The organism is Simplicispira sp. (genome assembly GCF_028687295.1).
GTDB lineage: Bacteria > Pseudomonadota > Gammaproteobacteria > Burkholderiales > Burkholderiaceae_C > Simplicispira > Simplicispira metamorpha.
This window is the reverse complement of the sequence record NZ_JAQUAL010000023.1, coordinates 1-22,075: the sequence shown is the minus strand read 5'-3', so window position 1 is coordinate 22,075 and position 22,075 is coordinate 1. Positions and strand designations below refer to the sequence as shown.

General features: G+C 64.1%; 20 protein-coding genes and 1 tRNA gene. 6 read left to right on the top strand and 15 right to left on the bottom strand.

Features of this window, described 5'->3' with window-relative positions; genetic code table 11:
• Together PHX69_RS04610 and PHX69_RS04605 are read left to right on the top strand one after the other, a co-directional pair.
• Positions 1-1,362 (top strand): MmgE/PrpD family protein, encoded by a 1,362-nt coding sequence (locus PHX69_RS04610; RefSeq protein WP_288042582.1) that lies wholly within the window; start codon positions 1-3, stop codon positions 1,360-1,362.
• The gene (locus PHX69_RS04605) at positions 1,359-2,228 is read left to right on the top strand and encodes an HpcH/HpaI aldolase/citrate lyase family protein (RefSeq protein ID WP_288042581.1); all 870 of its coding nucleotides are present in this window, start codon (positions 1,359-1,361) and stop codon (positions 2,226-2,228) included. Before PHX69_RS04610 ends, PHX69_RS04605 begins: the two co-directional genes overlap by 4 nt.
• Here PHX69_RS04605 and PHX69_RS04600 read toward each other — a convergent pair.
• The 5 genes from PHX69_RS04600 to PHX69_RS04580 all read right to left on the bottom strand — a co-directional run bounded on the left by PHX69_RS04600 (position 2,215) and on the right by PHX69_RS04580 (position 8,272).
• Positions 2,215-2,823, bottom strand: coding sequence for a hypothetical protein (locus tag PHX69_RS04600; RefSeq protein WP_288042580.1), 609 nt, complete (start codon positions 2,821-2,823; stop codon positions 2,215-2,217). The two genes, PHX69_RS04605 and PHX69_RS04600, sit on opposite strands and share 14 nt — an antisense overlap.
• Before the next feature lie 28 nt (positions 2,824-2,851).
• Entirely contained in the window at positions 2,852-4,339 is a 1,488-nt protein-coding gene (locus PHX69_RS04595) for an ABC transporter substrate-binding protein (RefSeq protein ID WP_288042579.1), read from the bottom strand.
• Between the two features lie 56 nt (positions 4,340-4,395).
• Positions 4,396-6,318 carry an ABC transporter ATP-binding protein gene (locus tag PHX69_RS04590; protein ID WP_288042578.1) on the bottom strand — a complete coding sequence of 641 codons (1,923 nt, stop codon included), beginning with the start codon at positions 6,316-6,318 and terminating at the stop codon, positions 4,396-4,398.
• Between the two features lie 9 nt (positions 6,319-6,327).
• Positions 6,328-7,212: an ABC transporter permease gene (locus PHX69_RS04585; protein WP_288042577.1), complete on the bottom strand. Its 885-nt coding sequence runs from the start codon at positions 7,210-7,212 to the stop codon at positions 6,328-6,330.
• 97 nt (positions 7,213-7,309) lie between these two features.
• On the bottom strand, positions 7,310-8,272 hold the full coding sequence (locus PHX69_RS04580) for an ABC transporter permease (RefSeq protein WP_288042576.1): 963 nt from the start codon (positions 8,270-8,272) through the stop codon (positions 7,310-7,312).
• A gap of 243 nt (positions 8,273-8,515) precedes the next feature.
• On the opposite strand from PHX69_RS04580, the gene PHX69_RS04575 reads away from it, so the two are divergent.
• Positions 8,516-8,773 carry a YfhL family 4Fe-4S dicluster ferredoxin gene (locus PHX69_RS04575; RefSeq protein WP_119014098.1) on the top strand — a complete coding sequence of 86 codons (258 nt, stop codon included), beginning with the start codon at positions 8,516-8,518 and terminating at the stop codon, positions 8,771-8,773.
• Between the two features lie 91 nt (positions 8,774-8,864).
• On the opposite strand, the gene pth is transcribed toward PHX69_RS04575, so the two are convergent.
• From pth to PHX69_RS04540, 7 genes are all read right to left on the bottom strand, one after another.
• The gene (pth, locus tag PHX69_RS04570) at positions 8,865-9,476 is read right to left on the bottom strand and encodes an aminoacyl-tRNA hydrolase (RefSeq protein WP_119014099.1); all 612 of its coding nucleotides are present in this window, start codon (positions 9,474-9,476) and stop codon (positions 8,865-8,867) included.
• A gap of 96 nt (positions 9,477-9,572) precedes the next feature.
• The gene (locus tag PHX69_RS04565; protein WP_119014100.1) at positions 9,573-10,205 is read right to left on the bottom strand and encodes a 50S ribosomal protein L25/general stress protein Ctc; all 633 of its coding nucleotides are present in this window, start codon (positions 10,203-10,205) and stop codon (positions 9,573-9,575) included.
• A 93-nt stretch (positions 10,206-10,298) separates the two neighbouring features.
• Positions 10,299-11,273: a ribose-phosphate pyrophosphokinase gene (locus PHX69_RS04560; RefSeq protein ID WP_288042575.1), complete on the bottom strand. Its 975-nt coding sequence runs from the start codon at positions 11,271-11,273 to the stop codon at positions 10,299-10,301.
• Between the two features lie 46 nt (positions 11,274-11,319).
• Positions 11,320-11,396, bottom strand: a tRNA-Gln gene (locus tag PHX69_RS04555).
• 45 nt (positions 11,397-11,441) lie between these two features.
• Positions 11,442-12,287 carry a 4-(cytidine 5'-diphospho)-2-C-methyl-D-erythritol kinase gene (ispE, locus tag PHX69_RS04550; protein WP_288042573.1) on the bottom strand — a complete coding sequence of 282 codons (846 nt, stop codon included), beginning with the start codon at positions 12,285-12,287 and terminating at the stop codon, positions 11,442-11,444.
• 11 nt (positions 12,288-12,298) lie between these two features.
• Entirely contained in the window at positions 12,299-12,859 is a 561-nt protein-coding gene (locus tag PHX69_RS04545; RefSeq protein WP_288042571.1) for a lipoprotein insertase outer membrane protein LolB, read from the bottom strand.
• Positions 12,859-14,613 carry a tetratricopeptide repeat protein gene (locus PHX69_RS04540; protein WP_119014104.1) on the bottom strand — a complete coding sequence of 585 codons (1,755 nt, stop codon included), beginning with the start codon at positions 14,611-14,613 and terminating at the stop codon, positions 12,859-12,861. The genes PHX69_RS04545 and PHX69_RS04540 overlap by 1 nt, the downstream gene beginning before the upstream one ends.
• 69 nt (positions 14,614-14,682) lie before the next feature.
• On the opposite strand from PHX69_RS04540, the gene mutM reads away from it, so the two are divergent.
• From mutM to mutY, 3 genes are all read left to right on the top strand, one after another.
• Positions 14,683-15,498, top strand: coding sequence for a bifunctional DNA-formamidopyrimidine glycosylase/DNA-(apurinic or apyrimidinic site) lyase (gene mutM / locus PHX69_RS04535; protein WP_288042569.1), 816 nt, complete (start codon positions 14,683-14,685; stop codon positions 15,496-15,498).
• Between the two features lie 93 nt (positions 15,499-15,591).
• Positions 15,592-17,559: a dynamin family protein gene (locus PHX69_RS04530; protein ID WP_288042567.1), complete on the top strand. Its 1,968-nt coding sequence runs from the start codon at positions 15,592-15,594 to the stop codon at positions 17,557-17,559.
• Complete coding sequence (gene mutY / locus PHX69_RS04525; RefSeq protein WP_288042566.1) at positions 17,556-18,599, top strand: A/G-specific adenine glycosylase; 1,044 nt, start codon at positions 17,556-17,558, stop codon at positions 18,597-18,599. The genes PHX69_RS04530 and mutY overlap by 4 nt, the downstream gene beginning before the upstream one ends.
• Positions 18,600-18,620: 21 nt before the next feature.
• Here mutY and rapZ read toward each other — a convergent pair whose 3' ends face one another.
• The 3 genes from rapZ to PHX69_RS04510 are packed head-to-tail and all read right to left on the bottom strand — an operon-like array spanning position 18,621 to position 22,056.
• Positions 18,621-19,481, bottom strand: coding sequence for an RNase adapter RapZ (gene rapZ, locus PHX69_RS04520; RefSeq protein WP_119014107.1), 861 nt, complete (start codon positions 19,479-19,481; stop codon positions 18,621-18,623).
• The gene (gene recN / locus PHX69_RS04515) at positions 19,478-21,157 is read right to left on the bottom strand and encodes a DNA repair protein RecN (protein ID WP_288042565.1); all 1,680 of its coding nucleotides are present in this window, start codon (positions 21,155-21,157) and stop codon (positions 19,478-19,480) included. Before recN ends, rapZ begins: the two co-directional genes overlap by 4 nt.
• 2 nt (positions 21,158-21,159) lie before the next feature.
• On the bottom strand, positions 21,160-22,056 hold the full coding sequence (locus PHX69_RS04510; protein WP_119014109.1) for an NAD kinase: 897 nt from the start codon (positions 22,054-22,056) through the stop codon (positions 21,160-21,162).
• Positions 22,057-22,075: the final 19 nt, after the last annotated feature.

The window sequence follows — 22,075 nt, the reverse complement described above, 5'->3', positions numbered from 1 at the left end:
ATGCCCACTCCCAGCGCCCAACTGGCCGCCTTTGCCGCCCATCTGCGTTTTGAACACCTCCCGCAGGCCGTGGTTCGCAAGACCGAAGACCTGCTGGTGGACTGGTTTGGCTCGGCGGTGGCCGGGCACGGCTCGCGGCCCGTGGCCAGCATTGCCCGCTTTGCCCAAGTGATGGGCGCCGGGCAGGGCGCGGCAGAGGCCATCGTCTCGCGCACCAGCAACAGTCCGTATTGGGCGGCCATGGCCAACGCGGCGGCGTCGCACGTGGCCGAGCAGGACGATGTACACAACGGCTCGGTGTTCCACCCGGCCACGGTGGTGTTTCCGGCGGCGGTGGCGGTGGCGCAGGCCATGGGCGCCAGCGGGCGCGATCTGCTGACGGCCTCGGTGGCGGGCTACGAGGTGGGCATCCGCGTGGGTGAATTTCTGGGCCGTTCGCACTACAAGGTGTTCCATACCACGGGCACGGCGGGCACGCTGGCGGCGGCGGCTGCCGTGGGCCATTTGCTCAAGTTGGACGCACAGCAGATGCTGCACGCGCTGGGGTCGGCGGGCACGCAGGCAGCGGGCCTGTGGGAGTTTTTGCGCACCGCCGCCGACAGCAAACAGCTGCACACCGCCCACGCCGCTGCGGCGGGTTTGATGGCCGCCTACCTCGCGCAAGACGGCTTTACCGGCGCAGCGCAAATCTTGGAAGGCCCGCAGGGCATGGCCGCTGGCATGTCCAGCGATGCCGACCCGGCCAAACTGGTCGATGGCCTCGGCACCCGTTGGGCCACCGCAGAAACCTCGTTCAAATACCACGCCAGTTGCCGCCACACCCACCCGGCGGCCGATGCGCTGTTGCAGGTCATGCAGCAGCACCGGCTGCAGCCGGGCGATCTGGCGGGGGTGGTCACGCACGTCCACCAGGGCGCCATCGACGTGCTGGGGCCGGTGGTGCGGCCCGTTACTGTCCACCAGAGCAAGTTCAGCATGGGCACCGTGCTGGCGCTGGTGGCGCAGTTTGGCCACGCCGGTCTGGCCGAGTTTGACCAGCACTTTTTGAGTGATGCCACCCAGGCCCTGCGCGACAAAGTGACCATGCAACTCGACGCGGAAGTCGATGGCGCCTACCCGCGCCGCTGGATTGGCAAAGTCACCGTCACCACCACCGATGGCCGCGTGCTGCATGGCCGTGTCGATGAGCCCAAGGGCGACCCCGGCAACACCCTGAGCCGCGACGAGATCACCGCCAAGGCGCTGCGCCTGGCGGCCTTCAGCGGCGGCGCCACCGCCACCGAGATGCAGCAGGCCGTAGACCGCCTGTGGCATGTGGCGCAGTGGCCGCGCGTGGGCCGCCTGCTGGGGGCCGACACATGACGCCAGCGGCACGCCCCCTGCTGGCCTGCGCGCGCAGCTTTTTGTTTGTGCCCGCTGACCGGCCCGAGCGCTACGCCAAGGCCCTGGCCAGCGGCGCCGATGCCGTCATCATCGACCTGGAAGACGCCGTGGCACCCGCCGCCCGCGCCGCTGCCCGCGCTGCGCTGGGCACCGCCTGGCCCGCGCTGGCCGCCGCCGACCGGACGCGCCTGCTGGTGCGCATCAACGCCGAGGGCACGCCCTGGCACGCCGACGATGTGGCGCTGGTGGCCGCGCTGGTGCGCCAGGGCCTGGCGGGCGTGGTGCTGGCCAAGGCTGAGCGCGCGTCCACGCTGGCCGCCCTGGCCGCCGCCTGCCCGGGCGCGGCGTTGCTGCCGCTGGTCGAAAGCGCCGAGGGCGCAGCGGCGCTGGACGCGCTGGCGGGTGCGCCCCAGGTGCTGCGCCTGGTGCTGGGCCACCTCGACCTGCAACTGGATATGGGCATGGCCTGCGGCCCCGATCAGGCCGAGCTGGCGCCGCTGCGCTGGGCGCTGGTGCTGGCCTCGCGGCGCGCGGGCCTGGCCGCTCCGGTGGATGGCGTGACCACCGCCACCGGCGATGCCGCCGCGCTGGCGCAAGACACGGCGCGCAGCCGCCGCTGGGGTTTTGGCGCCAAGCTGTGCATCCACCCGGCGCAGATCGCCACTGTGCATGCCACCCTGGCGCCCAGCGCCGCCGAGTGCGCCTGGGCCGAGCGCGTGGTGGCGGCGGCTGTAGCCGCTGCGGGCGGCGTGTGCGTGCTCGATGGCCGCATGGTGGATACGCCCGTCATCACCCTGGCCCGCCAGACGCTGGAGCGCCAGGCGCTGGGCGCTAGCCGCCTTTGATCAGCGCCAGGTAATCGCGGCGCGTGGCGGGCGACACCGACGCCACCAGCTGCGCATGCGGCGTTTTGTGCCGCGCCAGCACCCGTGCCGAGGCCACGGCCTGCGACTTGCAAAACCAGTGGCAGGTGTGCTGCATCAAGAACAGTTCTGCCGACATGGTGAAAGCCCGGTCGCGCGGTGATGTGCTGGCATCTGCGGTGGCCGCGCTGGCAATGCCGCGCGCATGGATGGCCAGGGCCTGGCGCATGTCAAACGTGGCCTTTGGCAGCCAGACCTCGGCCAGCGGCAGGGGCAGGGCCAGGCGGCTGACGCGCGCGTCCTGCGCACTGACCTGGGAGAAATCCTTGGCAAAGCGGCCAAACTGCTCGCTCAACTGCGCCTCGGTGGTACTCAAAAGGCTCCAGATTTGCTCGCGCCGCTCGGGCGTGCTCTCGCCCAGGGCGCGCAGGTAGCCTTCGGTCAGGGCCTCCATCAGTTTTTCGATCTGGTAGTGGCCCAGGTGGCTGGCCAGCAGGGCAATGCGCTTGCGCTGTTGGCGTGCGTTGAGAAAGTAAATGCCTGCCGTGAGCAGCAGTGCCAGGGGAAGGATGTCCATGGGCAGCGTCCGTGTGCAAAACCCGTGCTCAAGACCAGTGCAGGGCCGAGAGGTCGTTGACAAAAATCGGCATGTCTTTCCACAGCCCCTTGAGCCGCTTGTCGGCCACCGTGACCCACTGCGGCTGGTACAAAAAGGCGTGCGCTGCATCTTCGGCCAGCAAGCGCTGGGCGTCGCCCAGCAGCCGGGCGCGGTCGGAGGGGCGCGCGGCCGTCTTGATCTGCTCGAACAAGGCGTTGAACTGTGGCGACTGGTAGCCCCAGTAATAGTCGGGCTTGGCAAAGTTGCCCAGGTCGAACGGCTCGACGTGCGAGATCAGCGTCAGGTCGTACTGCTTGCGGCCATAGGTGGCGCTGAGCCACTGCGCCCATTCCACGTTTTGCAGCTTCACGTGGATGCCGATTTTGGCCAGCTGCGCAGCAATCACCTCGCCACCCTGGCGGGCGTAGGGCGGCGGCGGCAGCGTCATGGTCAGCTCCAGCGGCAGCTTGACGCCCGCTTCGGCCATCAGCTTTTGGGCTTTGTCCAGGTCGTAGGGGTTGATGCCGGTGGTGTCCACGTAGCCAAAGGCGCCGGGCACGTAGTGGCTGCCAATGGCGATGCCGTAGCCGTCGCCACCGCCGTCAATCACGGCTTTGCGGTCGATGGCGGCAGCGATGGCGCGGCGCACGCGCACATCGTTGAGTGGCTTGCGCGCATGGTTGATGGCCAGAATGGTCTTGGCCCGCGAGCCGCTGACCACCACCTGAAAACGCGGGTTGGCCTTGAACTGCGCCACGCTGCGCGGCGTCACGCGCGGAAAAGCGTCGATATCGCCCGCCAGCAGTGCGGCCACCTGCGCCGCCGGGTCAGAAATGAAGCGGAACGTGGCCCGGCGAATGCGCAGCGCACCCGGGTTGCGAAAACCCGCCCACTGCTCCAGCGTGATGGAGGCGCCTTTGCTCCAGTGGCTGAGTTTGTAGGGGCCGGTGCCCACGGGCTTGGTGGCGTTGGTGGCGGCACTTTGCGGCTCGACGATGATGGCCGTGGCCTGGCCCAGCACGAACAGAAAATCGGGGTCGATGTCCTTGTTGATGATGACTACGGTGTGGTCGTCCACCACCTGGGTGGTCAGGCTGGCAAAGGTGCGTTTGTCTTTGTTGGTGCTTTTGTCGCCGCCCGCGCGGTCAAACGAGAACTTGACCGCTGCCGCCGTGAAGGGCACGCCGTTCTGGAATTTGACGCCCTTGCGCAGCCGGAAGGTGGTGGTGCGCAGGTCGGGCGATACCTCCCAGCTCTCGGCCAGCAGGGGCGAGACGCTGCCATCGGCGTTGATTTTGGTCAGCGTCTCGAAGATGTTGTAGTGCACGATTTCGCCAATGGCCGAGGCGGCGCCGGCAGTCGGGTCCAGCCCCGGCGGCTCCAGCGTCAGGGCCAGAACCACGGTGTCTTTTTTGTTCTGTGCCAGCGCCTCCAGCGAGGTCAGGGGCACGGTGGCGATGGCGCCGGTGGCAAGCAGGGTGCGGCGGGTCAGCATGTGGGGGTGTCTCCAGGCAAAAACAGAAATACGGTGGCAGCGTGCAGCCGGGCTTTTTACACCATGGGCACCGCCATGCGGCGCGCGTGTATGTATCCGGGTGCAATGCGCGGCACGGCGTCCACCAGTGTGCGGGTGTAGGGGTGCTGGGCGTTCTGGAACAAATCGCCCGGCGCACCGCGCTCGACGATGCGGCCCTGGTACAGCACCAGCACCTCGTCGCACAGGTGGTTGACCACGGCCAGGTCGTGGCTGATGAGCAGATACGTCACGCCACACTGCTGCTGCAAGTCCTGCATCAGGTTCAGCACCTGCGCCTGCACGGATACATCGAGCGCGCTGACCGGCTCGTCGGCCACGATCAGGCGCGGGCGGGTGATGAGGGCGCGGGCAATGGCAATGCGCTGGCGCTGGCCACCGGAGAACTCGTGCGGGTATTTGTCCAGGTCGCTGCTGCGCAGGCCCACCTGGGCCAGCACGGCAGCGGCCTGCGCGCGCTGCTCGGCCCGGCTGGCGGTGCCCAGCGCTTGCAGCGGCTCGGTGACGATGCGTTCAATGCGCTGGCGCGGATCAAGCGAGCCGTAGGGGTCTTGGAACACCATCTGCATATCGCGCCGGGCCTGGCGCAGCGCCTGCGCAGGCAGGGCGTGCAGGTCTTGGCCCAGCAACTGCACGCTGCCTGCGCTGGGCGTATCCAGCGCCATCACCAGCCGCGCCAGGGTGGATTTGCCCGAGCCCGATTCGCCGACGATGCCCACGCTGCGCCCGGCCCGTACCACAAAATCCACGCCTTGCAGCGCGTGCAGCTGGGGGCGGGGGGCGAACAGATGCTGGCGCGCCAGCGGGTAGCTGCGGGCCAGGGCGCACACTTGCAGCAGGGGCGGGTCGGATGCGGGCGTGTTTTGTGCATCAAAACGGCCTCTAGCCCTTGCGGGTTGTGCGCTAGCAGCTATCAACTCAGGAGTGATTGGCGCCGTGCCCAGTGCGCTGCCCAGCGCAGGCGCCATGGCCTCGGGGCGCAGGCAGTAGGCCACGTGGTCGCCAGTCACCTGGACGGCGGGGGGCGGCGTGGTGTGGCAGGTGGGCAGGGTGAAGGCGCAGCGCCCGGCAAAGGGGCAGCCGCTGGGCAGGTCGGCCAGCTCGGGCACGGTGCCGGCGATGGTGGCCAGGCGCGGGCGCTGCCCGGTGGGCGCCACCGGCGCCATCTGCGGGCGCGCCGCCAGCAGGCCGCGCGTGTACGGGTGTGCCAGCGCAGAAAACACCGACGCCGTGGCGCCGCGCTCGACCACGCTGCCGCCGTACATCACCAGCATGCGATCGACGTTTTGCGCGATCACGCCCAGGTCGTGCGAGATCAGGATCAGCGCCATCTGGCGCTCGGCCACCAGCTCGGCGATCAGGGCCAGGATTTGCTGCTGCAACGTCACGTCCAGCGCGGTGGTGGGCTCGTCGGCAATCAGCAGGTCGGGGCCACAGGCCAGCGCCATGGCAATGGTGATGCGCTGGCGCTGCCCGCCCGAGAACTGGTGCGGGTAGGCGTCCATGCGCTGCGCGGCGTTGGCGATGCCCACACGCTCGAGCAGCGCCTGGGCCTGGCCTCTGGCCTGCGCGCGCCCCAATCCGCTGTGCAGGCGCAGTGGCTCGGCCACCTGGTCGCCAATGCGGTGCAGGGGGTTCAGTGCCGTCATGGGCTCCTGGAACACCATGGCCATGCGCTGGCCCCGGATGCGGCACAGGGCGGCGTCGGGCAGGCCCAGCAGCTCCTGGCCATCGAGGCGGATGCTGCCGCTGGCGCGCGCGCGCTCGGGCAGCAGCCCCATCAGCGCCAGCGCGGTGAGCGATTTGCCGCAGCCCGATTCGCCAATCAGGCCCAGGGTTTCGCCGCTCTCCAGGGTGAAGTCCAGGCCGCGCACGGCCTGCGCCAGGCCACGCGGCGTGGGCAAGGCGATGTTCAGTTGGGACACTTGCAGCAGGGGCATGTTCTACCTTCAGCGCTGGCGCGACAGGCGCGGGTCGAGCAGGTCGCGCAGGCCGTCGCCCAGCAGGTTCAGGCCCAGCACGGCGAGGGCGATGGCCACGCCCGGCCACACCGCCAGCAGCGGCGCCTGGAACATCAGCGTTTGCGCCTCGCTGAGCATGCGCCCCCACGAGGGCGCGGGCGGCTGCGTGCCCAGCCCCAGGTACGACAGCGCCGCCTCGGCCAGGATGGCAATGGCAAATTGCACCGTGGCCTGCACGATCAGCACCGGGGCGATGTTGGGCAGCACATGCTCCAGCGTGGTGCGCAAGCGGCCCTTGCCGCAGGCGCGCGCGGCCAGAATAAAGTCGCGCGCCCACACCGCGTTGGCCGAGGCCCGCGTGACCCGCGCAAAGGTCGGGATATTGAAGATGCCAATGGCGATTATGGCGTTGCCTATGCCCGCCCCCCACACCGCCGTGAGCATGATGGCCGACAAAATCGCCGGAAAGGCGAACGTGAAATCGCACAGCCGCATGGTGATCTCTTCCACCCAGCCGCGCTGCGCCGCAGCCCACAGCCCCAGCACCGTGCCCACCGACAGGCCGATGCCCACCGCAATCGCGCCCACCACCAGCGAGTTGCGCGCACCCACCAACAGCAGCGATGCCACGTCGCGGCCAAAGGCATCGGTGCCCAGCCAGTGCTGGGCGCTGGGCGCTTGCAGCTTGGCGGGCAAGTCCATGGCGTAGGGCGACCAGGGCGTCCACACCAGCGACAGCGCCGCGCAGGCCAGCAGCAGCGCCACCAGCACCGCGCCCAGGGCAAAGCTGCGGTGGTGCAGTGCGCGCGCCAGCCAGCCGGGGGCGGCGTAGCGGGCGCTGGTGGCGGGCAAAGGAGGCGGGTGCGGTGGCATGGCAGCGGCAGAGGAAGGCAGTCGGGCGGTGAGGCGGGCAGGGCAGTGGTGGAATGGGCAGGCGGGCGCTGGCGTGGTCAGGGCGGTCAGGCCCGGTTCAGAGGTCGCGGGCCTGCACGCGCGGGTCAATGGCGCCATAGCACAGGTCAACGACAAAGTTCACGGCAATCACCATGGCAGCCAGCAGCATCACGCAATTGCGCACCACGATCAGATCGCGGTTGGCAATCGACTGGAAAATCAGCCGCCCCAGACCGGGCAGGTAAAACACGTTTTCGACCACGATGGTGCCTGCCAGCAGGTTGGCAAACTGCAGCCCCATCACCGTTACCACCGGCACCATGGCGTTGCGCAGCACATGGCGCCACAGCGCGGCGCGCTGGCCCAGGCCCTTGGCGCGGGCGGTGCGCACAAAGTCTTCGCGCAGCACCTCCAGCACCGCCGAGCGCGTGGTGCGCGCCAAAATCGCCGCCTGCACGACAGCCAGCGACACGGCGGGCAGCAGCAAAGCCTTCAAGCCCGGCCACAGGCCACCGCCGCTGTCCTCGCTCCAGCCCGGAAACCCGCCCGCCGCAAACCACTGCAACTGCACCGAGAACAGCAAGATCAGCAAGATGGCGAACCAGAAATTGGGAATGGCAATGCCCAGTTGCGCCAGGGCCATCACGCCCACATCGCCCAGCCGGTTGTGGCGTGAGGCGGCATATACCCCCGCCGCCAAGGCCAGCACGGTGGCCAGGGCCATGGCCAGCAAGGCCAGCGGCACCGTCAGCGCCAGGCGCTCCAGCACCAGCTCGTGTACAGGCGTGCCGTAGGCGTGGCTCTCGCCCATGTCGCCTTGCACAAGGCCGCTGATCCACTGGCCGTAGCGGTGCAGGGCGGGCTGGTCCAGGCCGAGCTGGGCGCTGAGCTGGGCCACGGCCTCGGGGTCGGCGTCGGCGCCCATCAGGGTTTGCGCAGCGTTGCCGGGCAAAATCTCCAGCACTGCAAACACCACCACCGAGGCAGCGGCCAGCGTGCCCAGCAAGGTGGCGAAGCGTTTGAGCAGAAACAGTCCCATGGAAAGTGTTTGGCGGGTGGCAGGCGATGCGGTGGGGGGGGGGCGTGCAGGGCCAGGGCCCGTCAGCGGACGTTAAGGGAGTGGCAGCATAGCGGCAAAACACCCCCGATGCCGGTGGTGGGGTTGTGCCGCGCCGCTGCACCAGTGCGGGCACCGGAACGGGATAATCCGGCCCATGACCGCTGCCCCGTACCGCCGCTACCCTGCCGCCCCACCGCCTTGCCATCCCGCCCGGAGTACGCCATGGCACTGATGATTACCGATGAATGCATCAACTGCGATGTGTGCGAGCCCGAGTGCCCGAATCAGGCCATCTTCATGGGCCCCGACATCTACGAAATCGATCCCGCCAAATGCACCGAATGCGTGGGCCATTTTGAGGAGCCGCAGTGCATGCAGGTGTGCCCCGTCTCCTGCATTCCGGTGGACCCCCGCCACGTGGAAAGCCGGGAAACGCTGTGGCAAAAGTTCGAGCGCCTGCGCGCGGCCGCGCCCGGTTGATGTGCCCCAGTGCCCTGGCAAGAGATTTTCAGGTCAAATCGGCCTCAAAGACTTGCACAATAAGCGCAAGCAGCTATCAAAATAATAGTATTTAGACTGCTGCATCAGGCCGAGGCGGCTTGGGTCGGGGCGGTTTGGTGGTGTGGATGAGCAGCGTGGCCTTGTCCATCTCGCCCGCCAGCAGCGCAGGCCACGCCTTGAGCGAGTGGGCAATGCTGTCTTCGATCAGCGTGCGCTGGTCGGGCGCGGGTTTTTTCAGCACCCAGTTGGCCACATCCGATTTCACGCCGGGGTGGCCAATGCCGATGCGCAGGCGCCAGTAGTCGGGCGAGCCCAGCTGGGCATGGATGTCGCGCAGGCCGTTGTGCCCGGCGTGGCTGCCACCGCGCTTGAGCTTGACCTGGCCGGGGCTGATGTCCAGCTCGTCGTGCGCCACCAGAATCTCTTCCGGCGTGATCTTGAAAAAACGCGCCAGCGCCGCTACCGATTTGCCCGACAGGTTCATGAAGGTTTGCGGCTCCAGCAGCCAGACCGTATGGCCATGCACCGTGGCGCGCGCCGCCAGCCCCCAGTAGCTGCGCTCGGGTTGCAGCGTGACCTTGAGCTCGCGAGCCAGCGCATCAATCCACCAAAACCCGGCGTTGTGCCGCGTGGCCTCGTACTCGGGCCCGGGATTGCCCAGGCCGACAAACAGTTTGATCATGCGAAGAATTATCAGGGGCCTGAAAGCCAACGGCCCACGCAAGGTGGGCCGTTGAGAGGGAGCAGCCGCGTGCGGCTGCCAAGCCAGTGGGGAGGCTTACTTCTTCTTGCCCTTGCCCTTGGCAGGAGCGGCGGCAGCGGCTTCAGCAGCGCCGGCTTCGAGCACCACGGCTGGCGGCACCACGGCGACCACCACGGGGTTCTTCTGGCTGCCACGCACCACCAGCGTTGCGCCCTTGGGCAGCGGCACGTCTTGCAGGTGCAGGGCTGCGCCCTTCTTCAGGCTGCTCAGGTCCACGGTGATGAACTCGGGCAGGTCCGAAGGCATGCACGAGACGTTGATTTCGGTCATCACGTGGTTGACGGTGCACTTGTCGGCCTTGACCGCAGGCGACTCTTCAGCGCCGACGAAGTGCAGTGGCACCTTCAGGTGCAGCTTGGTTTTGTCATCGACGCGTTGGAAGTCGATGTGCAGCACTTGCTGCTTGTAGGGGTGGTATTGCACATCGCGCAGCACCACTTTGTGCGTTTGGCCAGCCACTTCCATGTCCAGCACGCTGGAGTGGAAGGCTTCTTTCTTCAGGGCGTGCCACAGGCTGTTGTGGTCGATTTCGATGGTTTGGGGTTCAGTAGCACCACCGTAGACGATGCCGGGCGCGCGGCCCGAATTGCGCAGACGGCGGCTCGCACCCGTGCCTTGCTTGGCGCGCTCAAAAGCGACGAAGTTCATATCAAATCTCCATGGGAAATGCACCGCGACCAGTGTCATTTCAGGTTAAAAAAAGGCCCCCGAGAACCGGGAGCCTCTGTGGTGTTCCAAGACTCAGAACAGGTCGTTCTGGTCTGAGAACAAACTCATCACCGATTCGCCTTTGGCAATGCGCTGTATCGTCTCAGCGATCAGCGGTGCCACCGAGAGCTGGCGGATTTTGGCGCATTCCTTGGCGGCTTCGCTCAAGGGAATGGTGTTGGTCACGACCACTTCATCCAGGGCCGAGCCCTTGGTGATGCGTTCAATGGCAGGGCCCGAGAAGATGGGGTGCGTGCAGTAGGCGTACACCTTTTTGGCGCCACGGGCCTTGAGCACTTCAGCCGCTTTGACCAGGGTGCCAGCAGTGTCGATCATGTCGTCCATGATCACGCAGTTGCGGCCTTCGATTTCGCCGATGACGTGCATGACTTCCGACACATTGGCCTTGGGACGGCGCTTGTCGATGATGGCCAGATCACAACCGAGTTGTTTGGCCAGGGCACGGGCACGCACCACGCCACCCACGTCAGGAGAAACGACGATGAGGTCGTCGTATTTCTTCTGGTTCAGATCGCCCAGCAGCACCGGCGAGGCGTAGATGTTGTCCACGGGGATATCGAAAAAACCCTGAATTTGGTCGGCGTGCAAGTCCATGGTCAGCACGCGGGCCACGCCCACGGCTTGCAGCATGTTGGCTACCACTTTGGCCGAGATGGGCACGCGGCTGGAGCGGGGACGGCGATCCTGGCGGGCGTAGCCGAAGTAGGGGATCACCGCGCTGATGCGTTCGGCAGATGCACGCTTGAGCGCATCGACCATGATCAGCAATTCCATGAGGTTTTCGTTCGTGGGTGCGCAGGTGGACTGCACTACGAAGACGTCGCGGGCACGAACGTTTTGTTTGATTTCGACAGTGACTTCACCGTCCGAGAAGCGACCTACGTCTGCTGCACCCAGAGTGGTTCCAAGGTGTTGGGCGATTTCAGAAGCCATGCCAGGATTGGCATTGCCGGTGAAAACCATGAAGTCGGGTTGGTTGGCTTGCATGAGCGGCCCAGCAGTCTGAGATTAGTGCCTGTATGCGGCAAATATTTGGCAGGGGAAGAAGGATTCGAACCTTCGCATGCCGGAATCAAAATCCGGTGCCTTAACCAGCTTGGCGACTCCCCTACACGGGTTGGCTGCCGTGTGGCAACCAACCTTTAACTTTTCACCTTAAACCCAGTCTTTTAATGGATGGGTTTGCAGGTTTTTACACTGTTTGACTTGCCACTCGCCGGGAGCTTGGCTGAAGTCAACTTGGTGCGATATCTTTGCAAAAACTGCGCTTCCAGAGCCCGTCATTCTACCGCGTAATTTGTGCAAATCAAGCCAATTAAGGACTTTTTTTACATCGGGACACAGCGCTTCAGCGGTGCTCTGCAAGTCGTTTTGACCAAAATCAAAATGTTTTGCAGCGAAGCCTGCGATTGTAGCACTGGCTGAATCGCGTTTGAGCGTAGGTGATGAAAAAATTTGTGGAGTATCCAATCCTGCGGCGGGTTTGATGACCACAAAACGTGCCGACGGGAGTGCGTGCTCGGGGGGGAGCGGCGTAATAGCCTCTCCGATGCCCTCTACCCAGGCGTTGTCTCCGCACAGGAAAAAGGGCACGTCCGCTCCCAGCGTCAGGCCAATGCGCATCAGGGTCGGGCGATCCAGGTTCAGGTGCCATAGTCGGTTCAGTGCCAGCAGCGTAGAGGCCGCATCGGAAGATCCGCCGCCCATGCCCGCCTGGGCTGGCACTTGTTTGAGTACGCCGATGTGCGCGCCCAGGGCGCAACCAGTGGCCGCTTGCAGTGCACGTGCAGCGCGCACCGTCAGGTCATCCGGGGGCAGGGGCGCGCCCAGGTCTTCGCGACTGATGTGTCCGTCATGGCGCAACGCAAAGTGCAGGGTGTCGCTCCAGTCGATCAGCATGAACACCGATTGCAGTAGGTGGTAGCCATCGGGGCGGCGCCCGGTGATGTGCAAAAACAGGTTCAGCTTGGCGGGCGCGGGGACGTCATAGAGTGCTTGCACAGCTTGTGTTCCTAGCGTTCGAACGTGATGCGCAGTGTGGCCCGGGGCTCAGGTGTCTGGCGCTGCGCCAGCATTTTTCCTTGCCCAATGGCACTCAGATCTGCATGCCAGCCGTCGCTGGTTGCTGGTATCCCCGAGAGCCAGCTGAACAGTGCGGTCACTGGGATGGCTGCTCCGGTGGCTTGTTCCAGCAAAGCTTCCAGCGAAGAGGATTCCTGCGTAGTCTCGCCCGAGTGGAGCCGGGCATGCCCAGGCTTCCAGTCGAGTTGCACCAGCGTGTTGCCAAACGGGCTCAAGAGCCTGAGTTCGCCGTGGAGCGGGTTGCCATCCAGTTCGAAGGCCGCAGAAAAAGACTGTGCAGCCTGGCCTTCCAGTTGTAGCGCCAGGCGTCCGCTCCAGTGGGTGCGCAGTGCGCCGCTGGTCGCTGTCGGCGAGGGGGGGGTGCTACAGCCCGCCAAGGCCAGCAATGGCGCCAGCACCGCCACGGCGGCCAGTCGGCGTCTGGCAAGTTTCCCGTGGGGGGGGTGTGCGGCGCCCGGCGCAGCGTTGTACCGATGGCTGTGGCAGGGCATCAGAGCGTGGCACCCAAGCGCTTGATGGTGCTTTTCAGGGTGTCGTTGTTGGGCTTGAGCCGCAGGCCTTCGCGCCAGACTTCCTTGGCACGCTCTTGCTCGCCCAGGCTCCAGAGTACTTCGCCCAGATGCGCGGCGATTTCGGCGTCAGGCTGTTTTTGGAAGGCGGTTTCCAAGATGCGCAAGGCTTGCGTGCGGTTACCCATTCGAAACTCCACCCAACCGAGGCTGTCAGTGATGAAGGGGTCGTTGGGGGCATGGCGCAGGGCGGTTTCAATCAGTGTTTTTGCCTCTGCTAGGCGGATGCCCCGGTCAGCGAATGAATAACCCAGCGCATTGAGTGCGTGGTGAAAATCGGGCTGGCGGGCAATGATCTGGCGCAGCAGCCGTTCCATGGTGTCAAGCTTGCCCGCTTTTTCGGCCAGCATGGCCTGGTCGTAGACAAACTCGTTGTCGTCGGGGGATTGGGCCACCACACGTGTCTGAACGGCATAGGCTTGGTCGTATTCGTGGGCGTCGCGCAGTATTTGAACTTCTGCCAGCAGCTTCAGTTGTTCTTCTTCGGCGGTGGCTGCGGGCAGGGTGCTGACCAGTGCGCGGGCGCGAGTCAGTTTGCCTTGGCGTGCCAGCAGGGAAGCCCGCTGTAGTTGCGCGCTGAACAGGTCTTGCGGGTGGTCGATGCGGTTGAGCCACGCTTCTGCGTTGTCTGGGTCGCCGCGTTTTTCGGCAATTTGTGCATACAGAAGGTAGGCCTGCGTCAGTGCGCGGGGCCCGTTGGTACTGGGGGCCGCAGAGGCTGTGGTCAGTGCAATAAAGCGTTGCAGCGCGGCCTCGGCTTCGGCCAGTTTTTCTTCTTGCAATAGCAGTGCTGCCTGCATCAGCCAGGCCTGGGTCAGGTCGGGTTGGGCGGCAGTAGCGCTTTGCAACTGTTGCAGGGCTTCGGTGTTGCGCTGCAATTCGATTAATACGCGGGCATAGGCCATGCGCATTTCAGGACTGGGTTGTGCATCAAAGTAAGTCTGCACTACGGTGCTGGCGGCTTCTTCGCCACGGCCCAGCAGCTCCAGTGCTAGCAAGGCGGCGCCATCGTAGTGGGGGGCGGTGTTTTGCGCTTGTGCCGCAGCTTGCAAGGCGCCGGGCACGTCTTCGGCCAGCAGCCGCATGCGGCCTATGGCGACCCAGGCCGGTGGTGCGGTGTCGGGCTGGCGCAGGTCGGCAGCCAGCGCTTGCTCGACGATGGCGGCGGCCAGTGCTTTGTCGCTGGCACGGCGGTACAGCTGCGGCAGGGCCAGCAGTGTTGCCGTTTTGGCATACGGCGGCGATTGTGTCAGCTCTTGCGCCAGTGGCACCGCGCTGTCGCTGATGCGGTTGAGTGCGACCAGGATTTGCAGCACATAGCGATTGGCTTCGCGCGATTGTGGCCACGCCGCTTTCCAGGCTTGTGCAGCGGCCAGAGCGGACTCGCCTGAGCGCGCCTGCAAGGCGATGTCAGCAGCGCGTTGGTAGACTTTTTCGTCGTTGCTTTGGCGAGCAGCCTCCAGCATCAGGGCAAAGCCAGTGGCGGGATCGCCCGCACGGGTGGTGATTTCACCCAGCAGAACTTCATAGAAAAGCTCCGCCCCCATGGCCGCATCAGGCGGCTCCTCGCTGGCACCGGTGTTGGCGGGTGGTGTGCGGGTGGCCTTGGCTGCGGCTGTAGCTGCCCAAGTGGGGGCTGTGCCAGTCACCAGGACGGCGGTCAGCGCAGAGATCATGAAACGATGGATAGAGGCCATAAAACCATAATAATCGAAGCCCGAATGCCCCATTGGATGTCTTTTCCTATGCCCGAATTGCCAGAGGTTGAAGTCACCCGCCTGAGTTTTCACCAGGCTATTGCCGGGGCGCGGATTGTGGCCGTGGCGTTGGGCAAGCCCCTGCGCTGGCCTTTGGGTTGCGCGCCTGCCGATCTGGCCGGGCGTGTGGTGCTGGGGGTGCGCCGACGCGGCAAATACCTGCTACTGGATCTGGACAAAGGCTTGCTGCTGTTGCATCTGGGGATGTCGGGTAGCCTGCGTTTTGCAGCCGATTTGCCCGCGCCGGGGACGCACGACCACTTCGATCTGACAACGACCCAAGGCACCTTGCGTTTGCACGATCCGCGCCGCTTTGGCGCCGTGGTCTATGCGCAAGACGAGCACGACGCACCGGCACGCAAGCTCTTGGGTGCACTGGGCGTGGAGCCACTGGCCGATGATTTTGTGTTCGAGCCTTTCTGGCGCGGCCTGCAAGCCAGCCGTTCGCCCATCAAGCAGGTGCTGCTGGCCGGGCGCCTGGTGGTGGGGGTGGGCAACATTTACGCGTCGGAAGTGCTGTTTCTGGCGGGCATTCGTCCCACCACCAAAGCCGCGCGCATTGGCCAGGCGCGGGCGCGCAAACTGCACCAGGCCATCGTACAAGTGCTGCGCCAGGCGGTGGCAGCGGGCGGCAGTACCCTGCGCGATTTCAGCAGTGCCGATGGCAGCGCTGGACATTTCCAGGCGCAAGCCCATGTCTATGGGCGTGAGGGCGCACCCTGTCATACTTGCGCCACGCCCGTGCGCATGGTGCGCCAGGCACAGCGCAGCAGTTACTACTGTCCACGCTGCCAGCATTCTTGAAGCAAATCGGCATCCAGCCCGCGTGCATTGGGCGCAAGCAGCTATTGTTTTAAGAGCGTTTTTGCAGACGACCTCTTGATTTCCGGGAACAAAGTGGGATCCTCATTCAACGATCAGTTTGAACTGCACGGCGCTTGGCGGCGTGCGTTTGCCCAGCAGTTGAAGCGTTTGGCCGAGTGGCTGGACTCCCACGAGTTGATGGACGCTGCTGTGCAAGAGCGTCTGCAACGCCTTGAAAACCAGATCCGCTCCGACAAAATCATGGTGGCTTTTGTTGCCGAGTTTTCGCGCGGCAAATCCGAGCTGATCAACGCTATTTTCTTTGCCGGTTATGGCCGCCGCATCATGCCGGCCAGCCCCGGGCGTACCACCATGTGCCCCACCGAGCTGGGCTACGACCCCACTCTGGGGCCCTGCCTGCGTTTGCTGCCCATCGATACCCGGCTGCAGCCCTTGAGTCTGGCCGAATGGCGCCTCAAGCCGGGCGCCTGGGAGACGCTGCCCCTGGACATTCACAGTGCTGACCAGATCGCAGCAGCGCTGGAAAAGGTCGCGCAGGTGCGCAAAGTCACGCCCGATGAAGCACGCGCTCTGGGCTTTTGGCACGACGAACTGCCTGAGGACAATCCCGCGCTGGACGATCAAGGCCTGGTCGAAGTGCCCTTGTGGCGCCACGCCCTGATCAATATGCCCCACCCCCTGCTCAAAGAGGGGCTGGTGATTCTGGATACGCCCGGCCTCAACGCCGTGGGTGCCGAGCCCGAGCTGACGGTCAACCTGATTCCGCAGGCCCATGCTGTGGTGTTCATCCTGGGCGCTGACACGGGTGTTACACGCTCTGATCTGTCGATTTGGCGCGAGCACCTGGTTTCGACGCAGGCGGGCACCGACTCGCGTCTGGTGGTATTGAACAAAATCGACACTCTGTGGGATGCGCTCAACGCCCCGGAGAAAGTGCAGGCGCAGCTGGACAAGCAGCGCAGCACCTCTGCGCAGATGCTGGGTGTGCGTGTGGAGCAGGTGCTGCCGGTGTCGGCACAAAAAGGGCTGCTGGCCAAAATCACCCAGGATGCTGCGCTGCTGCAAGCCAGCGGCTTGCCGGTGCTGGAGGATGCGCTATCGCAAGGCATCATGGGTCAGCGCCAGGCCATATTGCGGGCGGCGGTAGCGGCGGGCGTGGCAGGCTTGAACACCGAGACATCGCGCCTGCTCAATATCCGCCGCCGAGACCTCGATGACCAGATGCTGGAGCTGCGCAGTTTGCGTGGCAAGAATGCCTCGGTGATCGAATCCATGCGCACCCGCATTGAGCAGGAGCAAACTGAATTTGACCTCAGCGCCGCCCGCATACAAGCCGTGCGCGCCGTGCATTTGAAGCTGCTGAACGATGTTTTTGTGCAGTTGGGTACCAAAGCCCTGAAAGAGCAACTCAAGCCTTTGGTGGCTGCATTGCAGCAAAGGGGCCTGAAGCTGGGTGTGAAGAAAATCTATGCGGAGGCTTTTGCCAATTTGCGTGCCACGCTCGATGGTGCGCAAGCGTCCACTATTGAGATTCAGGCCATGCTGGGGGGAACCTTCAGCCAGCTCAACGCAGAGTTTGGCTTCTCGCTGCAAGTGCCCGCCACACCGCCGCTGGAGCCGCTGGCGGCCGATCTGGCCTCCATTGAGCAGGGGCATCTGCAATACCTGAGCATGGGCAACGCCTTCAAGTTGGCTCGCCCGGAATTTGCCGAGCGCCTGGGGCGCGCGCTGTTCATGCGGGTACGCACCGTGTTTGAGTCTGCGGCCAACGACCTGGAGCTGTGGAGTAAATCTGCCACCGCCCAGCTGGACGCCCAGTTGCGCGAGCGCCGACGCAGCTTTGCCCGCCGCATCGAGGCAATAGACCGCATCCAGAAAGCCGCCAGCGGCTTGGTCGAGCGGATTGCAGAAATTGAAGAAGGCGATCAGTTGCTGACCCAGTTGGAAACCAGTTTCCAGAGCCAGACAGCGCAGTTGCTGAAATTGTCGCTGGAGCCCGCAGTGGTCGTGGAGCACCCCCCCAGTGCCGTAGCTGCATGACAGCGCGTGTTGCTACCTTGGCGCAGCAGGTGGTGCGCTGGCAAACGCAGTATGGGCGCCACCATTTGCCCTGGCAGCAAACGCGCGATCCGTACCGGGTCTGGCTGTCAGAAATCATGCTGCAGCAAACGCAGGTCACGACAGTGCTCGATTACTACGAGCGTTTTTTGCAGCGCTTTGCTGATGTCACTGCGCTGGCACATGCTTCGGAAGATGAGGTGCTGGCACTGTGGAGTGGGCTGGGCTATTACAGCCGTGCGCGCAATTTGCACCGCTGTGCCCAGATGGTGGTGGCGCAGCATGGCGGCGCCTTTCCGTCCTCGGCACAGGCGTTGGCATTGCTCCCGGGTATTGGCCGATCGACTGCAGGCGCCATCGCTGCTTTTTGTTTTTCAGAGCGCGTGCCCATCCTGGACGCCAACGTCAAGCGCGTGCTGACACGTTGGCTGGGGTTTGATGCCGATCTGGCGCTGGCAGCCAACGAGCGGCGCCTGTGGGATCACGCTCAGACCCTTCTTCCCCAGGATGACTTGGCTCATGCCATGCCGCGCTATACCCAGGGGTTGATGGATTTGGGCGCCACGATTTGTTTGTCGCGCAAACCTGTGTGCGCGCAATGCCCCTTGCAAGACGGCTGCGTGGCCGCGCGACAAGGCGAACCGGAGCGCTACCCGGTCAAAACGCGCAAGCTGGTGCGCAAAGCACAGTCCTGGTGGCTGCTGGTGCTGCGCGATGGGGCTGGACGGGTGTGGCTGCACAAGCGCCCGGCCACGGGTATCTGGGCCGGCCTGCATTGTTTACCCGTATTCGAGGCCCGCGAGCAGCTACTGGCACACCCTGCCATATTGGCAGCCCCGCAAGTGACCGAGTTGCCAGCGTTCTTGCATGTGCTGACCCACCGCGACCTGTACCTGCACCCAGTACTGGCGGCCAGTACCGTCGATGTGCCGGTTGGCGAAGATGGCGGCTGGTTTGATGCCGGGCAATGGCGCCAAATAGGCCTGCCTGCGCCGGTGCGCAAGTTTTTGGAGAATTGGTAGCTGTTGCACGGGTTGCAGAGATCAAGCATCAAGCTCGCGATGGCGGCGCAGCGTCATCCAGCGGCTGCTGAAAGTTTCTGCCAGCCGCTCCACCAAATACACCGAGCGGTGCTGGCCTCCCGTACAGCCAATGGCGACGGTGACATAGCTGCGGTGGTTCTGGGCCAAAAACTCCAGCCAGTGGTTGAGAAATTGTTCGATATGGCTGCGCATTTGGCGCACTTCTGGTTGGTGTGCCAAATAGTCTGCAACGGGTTGATCTAGTCCTGTCAAATCCTTCAGGGCTGGCTCATAGTGTGGATTGGGCAGCATGCGCACGTCAAAAACGTAGTCTGCATCGACCGGAATGCCGCGCTTGAATGCAAAAGACTGGAACACCAGCGTGAGTTGGTCTGGAGCGGATGACATCAGTCCCTTCACGTAGCTTTGCAGCTGTGAGGCCCGGATAGCGCTGGTGTCGATGACATGGGCTTGTTCGCGCAGGTCGGCCAGCAGTTCGCGCTCCAGCTCGATGACCTGTACCAGCGCGCGCCGTCCGTCGGTGAGATCGTCGTGGGAGAGGGGATGGCGCCTGCGTGTTTCAGAGAAGCGCCGCACCAGCGTATCCGTGGTGGCGTCCAAGAAAAGGGAATGCACGACGATGCCCTGGCTGCGCAAGCGCTCCAATTCTTGCGGTACCTGGGGCAAGGAGGTGGCGCTGCGCACATCCATGGCAATGGCAACTCTGTTGCCGTGGTGGCGGTGCTCCAGTGCCACAAAAGGCGCCAACAGCTCTGGTGGCAGGTTATCCACACAGTAATAGCCGGCATCCTCCAGGGCGCGCAAGGCGACGGATTTTCCCGAGCCCGACATCCCGGTAATCAAGGCAATTTCGAGTGTCATGGTTGCTGTTCTCCCTGCAGTGCAGCGTGTGCGGTGCCCAGCATTTCGCGGGCATGGGCCAGTGTGGTTTGGGACAGGCGCTGTCCGCCCAGCATGCGGGCTACTTCGGTCACGCGCTGCTCGCCTTGCACCACTTTCACGGTGCTGCTGGTGCCCGCACCCCCATGGTCTTTGGATACGACCAAGTGCTGGTGGGCCTGCGAAGCCACTTGTGGCAAGTGAGTTACGGCCAGCACCTGGCGATCCTGGCCCAACTGGCGCATCAGTCGGCCCACAGCGTCCGCGACAGCCCCGCCGACGCCAGAATCGACCTCGTCAAAGATCAGTGTGGATGCCGTGCCCAGTGCGCTGGTCGTCACAGCAATGGCCAGGGAGATGCGCGAGAGCTCGCCGCCGGAAGCAATTTTGCCAATCGGCTTGGGCGTGGCGTCGGGGTGGGCCGCTATCAGAAAAGTGACTTCATCCAGGCCATGGGCAGCAGGGTTGGCACTGGGAGCCAAAGCGACTTGAAACCGTCCACCCTGCATTCCCAGCACTTGCATGGCGTCGGTGATGGCTTGGGACAGGCGCGGCGCTGCTTGGGCGCGTGCCTGTGAAAGCTTGCGGGCTGCACGGTTGAATGTATCGGCTGCTTTCTTTTCCGTGGCCTCCAGACTGTCCAGGTCTGCGGCAGTGTTCAATACCTGCAACTCGTTTTTCCAGGACTGGAGCAAATGTGGAAGCTCCACGGGTGTGCGCTTGTAACGCCGTGCCAGGGTCAGCCACAAAGCCACCCGGGTATCCAACGCCGACAGGCTTTGCGGATCCAGATCCGCATGGCGCAGGTAGGCGTGCAATGAGCGCACCACTTCTTCGGCATGCGCCACGCTGGAGATCAGTGCGTCACTGAGGTTTTTGAATGCCGGTTCGAGGTGCTCTTGTGCCTGCAATTGCTCTTGCGCCCGGGACAGGCATGGCAGGGCGCCCGTTTCTTCTGCATCCAGCAGGTTCAATGCCTCTTGCGCTGCATCAAGCAAGGACTGGGCGTGGGTCAGTCGGGTGTGCTGGGCGTTGAGTTCTTCCCACTCGTCATCGCCGGGCGCGAGTTTTTCCACCTCTGCGATCTGCCATTGCAGTCGCTCGCGGTCACGTTGCAGGTGGTCTTGTGCGCTGCGTGCCTGGGTCAATGCCTTTTGTGCGGCGCGCCACTGCGCCCAGTGGCTGGCCACCTCATTCTGCATGGCAATGCCGGCGTAAGCGTCCAGCAGACCGCGCACTGCATCGGGGCGCGTCAGGCTTTGCCAGGCATGTTGTCCGTGGATGTCCAGCAGGTGCTCGCCCACTGTGCGCAATTGGGTGGCAGTGGCAGGTACGCCATTGATCCATGCGCGGCTCTTGCCCTGCAAATCTACGGTGCGCCGCAGCAGCAGGTGTTCATCGGCAGTAAAACCTGCCTCTTGTAGCCATGGGTGCAGCAGTGCGGGGCAGTCAAACTCTGCACAGACATCGGTGCGCTGCGCGCCTTCGCGCACCACGGCACTGTCGGCACGCTCGCCCAGGGCCAGTTGCAAGGCATCGATCAGGATGGATTTGCCCGCCCCAGTCTCTCCAGTCAGTGCAGTGAAGCCAGGAGAAAGCTCCAGATCGAGTTGGTGAACAATCACGAAATCGCGCAGCGTGATGCTCTTGAGCGCCATCGTCAGGAGCCCCCTTCGTTCCAGCGCAGTTTTTTCCGCAAGGTATCGAAATAACTCCAGCCACAGGGGTGCAGAAAACGCACGCAGTATTCTGAGCGTTTGACCAGAATGCGGTCGCCATGCAGCAGCGAGGCCAGCGATTGCATATCAAAATTGGCGCTGGCATCGCGACCGCTCACGATTTCAATGGCGATCTCGGTGATGTCCGCCAGAACAATCGGGCGGTTGGACAGAGTGTGTGGGGCAATTGGCACCAGCACCCAGCCCGGAATGGAGGGGTGCAGCATGGGCCCGCCCGCCGATAGGGCGTAGGCGGTGGAGCCGGTCGGGGAAGCAATGATCAGGCCGTCAGCCCGCTGGTTGGCAACAAAACGACCGTCCACTTCAACCCGCAACTCCACCATGCCGGAGGTTGCGCCGCGGTTAACCACCACATCGTTCATGGCAAAAGCGTCAAAGACGCACACCCCATCGCGTATGACGCGTGCATGCATCAGTGGGCGGTGGTCTTCTTCAAACTGACCATGCAAAATGGGCGTCAGTGTTGCCTGGTAGTTGTTCAGCGGAATATCAGTGACGAAGCCAAGGCGCCCTTGGTTGATGCCCACCAGCGGAATGCCGTAGGGAGCCAACTGGCGACCAATGCTCAGCATGGTTCCATCACCGCCTACTACCAAACCCAGGTCGCACCGTTCGCCAATGCCAGCGGCGTCCAGCGCCGCATACTGCGTCAATCCGGTGTGCAGGGCAGTTTGTGCCTCCAGTGCGACAGAGCAACCTTGGTCAACGAGAAACTGGGCAATGCTTTCCAGATCCTTGCGAACATTTTCTGCCATGGCCTCAGAAACAGGGCTCTGGTATTTTCCGATCAGAGCAACGTGTTGAAAACTAAGCTTCATGGCGAAATTACATCACTAA

Coding starts and splice junctions, on each gene's coding strand:
- PHX69_RS04610 (WP_288042582.1), top strand. CDS start 1: ATGCCCACTCCCAGCGCCCAACTGGCCGCCTTTGCCGCCCATCTGCGT.
- PHX69_RS04605 (WP_288042581.1), top strand. CDS start 1,359: ATGACGCCAGCGGCACGCCCCCTGCTGGCCTGCGCGCGCAGCTTTTTG.
- PHX69_RS04600 (WP_288042580.1), bottom strand. CDS start 2,823: ATGGACATCCTTCCCCTGGCACTGCTGCTCACGGCAGGCATTTACTTT.
- PHX69_RS04595 (WP_288042579.1), bottom strand. CDS start 4,339: ATGCTGACCCGCCGCACCCTGCTTGCCACCGGCGCCATCGCCACCGTG.
- PHX69_RS04590 (WP_288042578.1), bottom strand. CDS start 6,318: ATGCCCCTGCTGCAAGTGTCCCAACTGAACATCGCCTTGCCCACGCCG.
- PHX69_RS04585 (WP_288042577.1), bottom strand. CDS start 7,212: ATGCCACCGCACCCGCCTCCTTTGCCCGCCACCAGCGCCCGCTACGCC.
- PHX69_RS04580 (WP_288042576.1), bottom strand. CDS start 8,272: ATGGGACTGTTTCTGCTCAAACGCTTCGCCACCTTGCTGGGCACGCTG.
- PHX69_RS04575 (WP_119014098.1), top strand. CDS start 8,516: ATGGCACTGATGATTACCGATGAATGCATCAACTGCGATGTGTGCGAG.
- pth (WP_119014099.1), bottom strand. CDS start 9,476: ATGATCAAACTGTTTGTCGGCCTGGGCAATCCCGGGCCCGAGTACGAG.
- PHX69_RS04565 (WP_119014100.1), bottom strand. CDS start 10,205: ATGAACTTCGTCGCTTTTGAGCGCGCCAAGCAAGGCACGGGTGCGAGC.
- PHX69_RS04560 (WP_288042575.1), bottom strand. CDS start 11,273: ATGCAAGCCAACCAACCCGACTTCATGGTTTTCACCGGCAATGCCAAT.
- PHX69_RS04545 (WP_288042571.1), bottom strand. CDS start 12,859: ATGCCCTGCCACAGCCATCGGTACAACGCTGCGCCGGGCGCCGCACAC.
- PHX69_RS04540 (WP_119014104.1), bottom strand. CDS start 14,613: ATGATCTCTGCGCTGACCGCCGTCCTGGTGACTGGCACAGCCCCCACT.
- mutM (WP_288042569.1), top strand. CDS start 14,683: ATGCCCGAATTGCCAGAGGTTGAAGTCACCCGCCTGAGTTTTCACCAG.
- mutY (WP_288042566.1), top strand. CDS start 17,556: ATGACAGCGCGTGTTGCTACCTTGGCGCAGCAGGTGGTGCGCTGGCAA.
- rapZ (WP_119014107.1), bottom strand. CDS start 19,481: ATGACACTCGAAATTGCCTTGATTACCGGGATGTCGGGCTCGGGAAAA.
- recN (WP_288042565.1), bottom strand. CDS start 21,157: ATGGCGCTCAAGAGCATCACGCTGCGCGATTTCGTGATTGTTCACCAA.
- PHX69_RS04510 (WP_119014109.1), bottom strand. CDS start 22,056: ATGAAGCTTAGTTTTCAACACGTTGCTCTGATCGGAAAATACCAGAGC.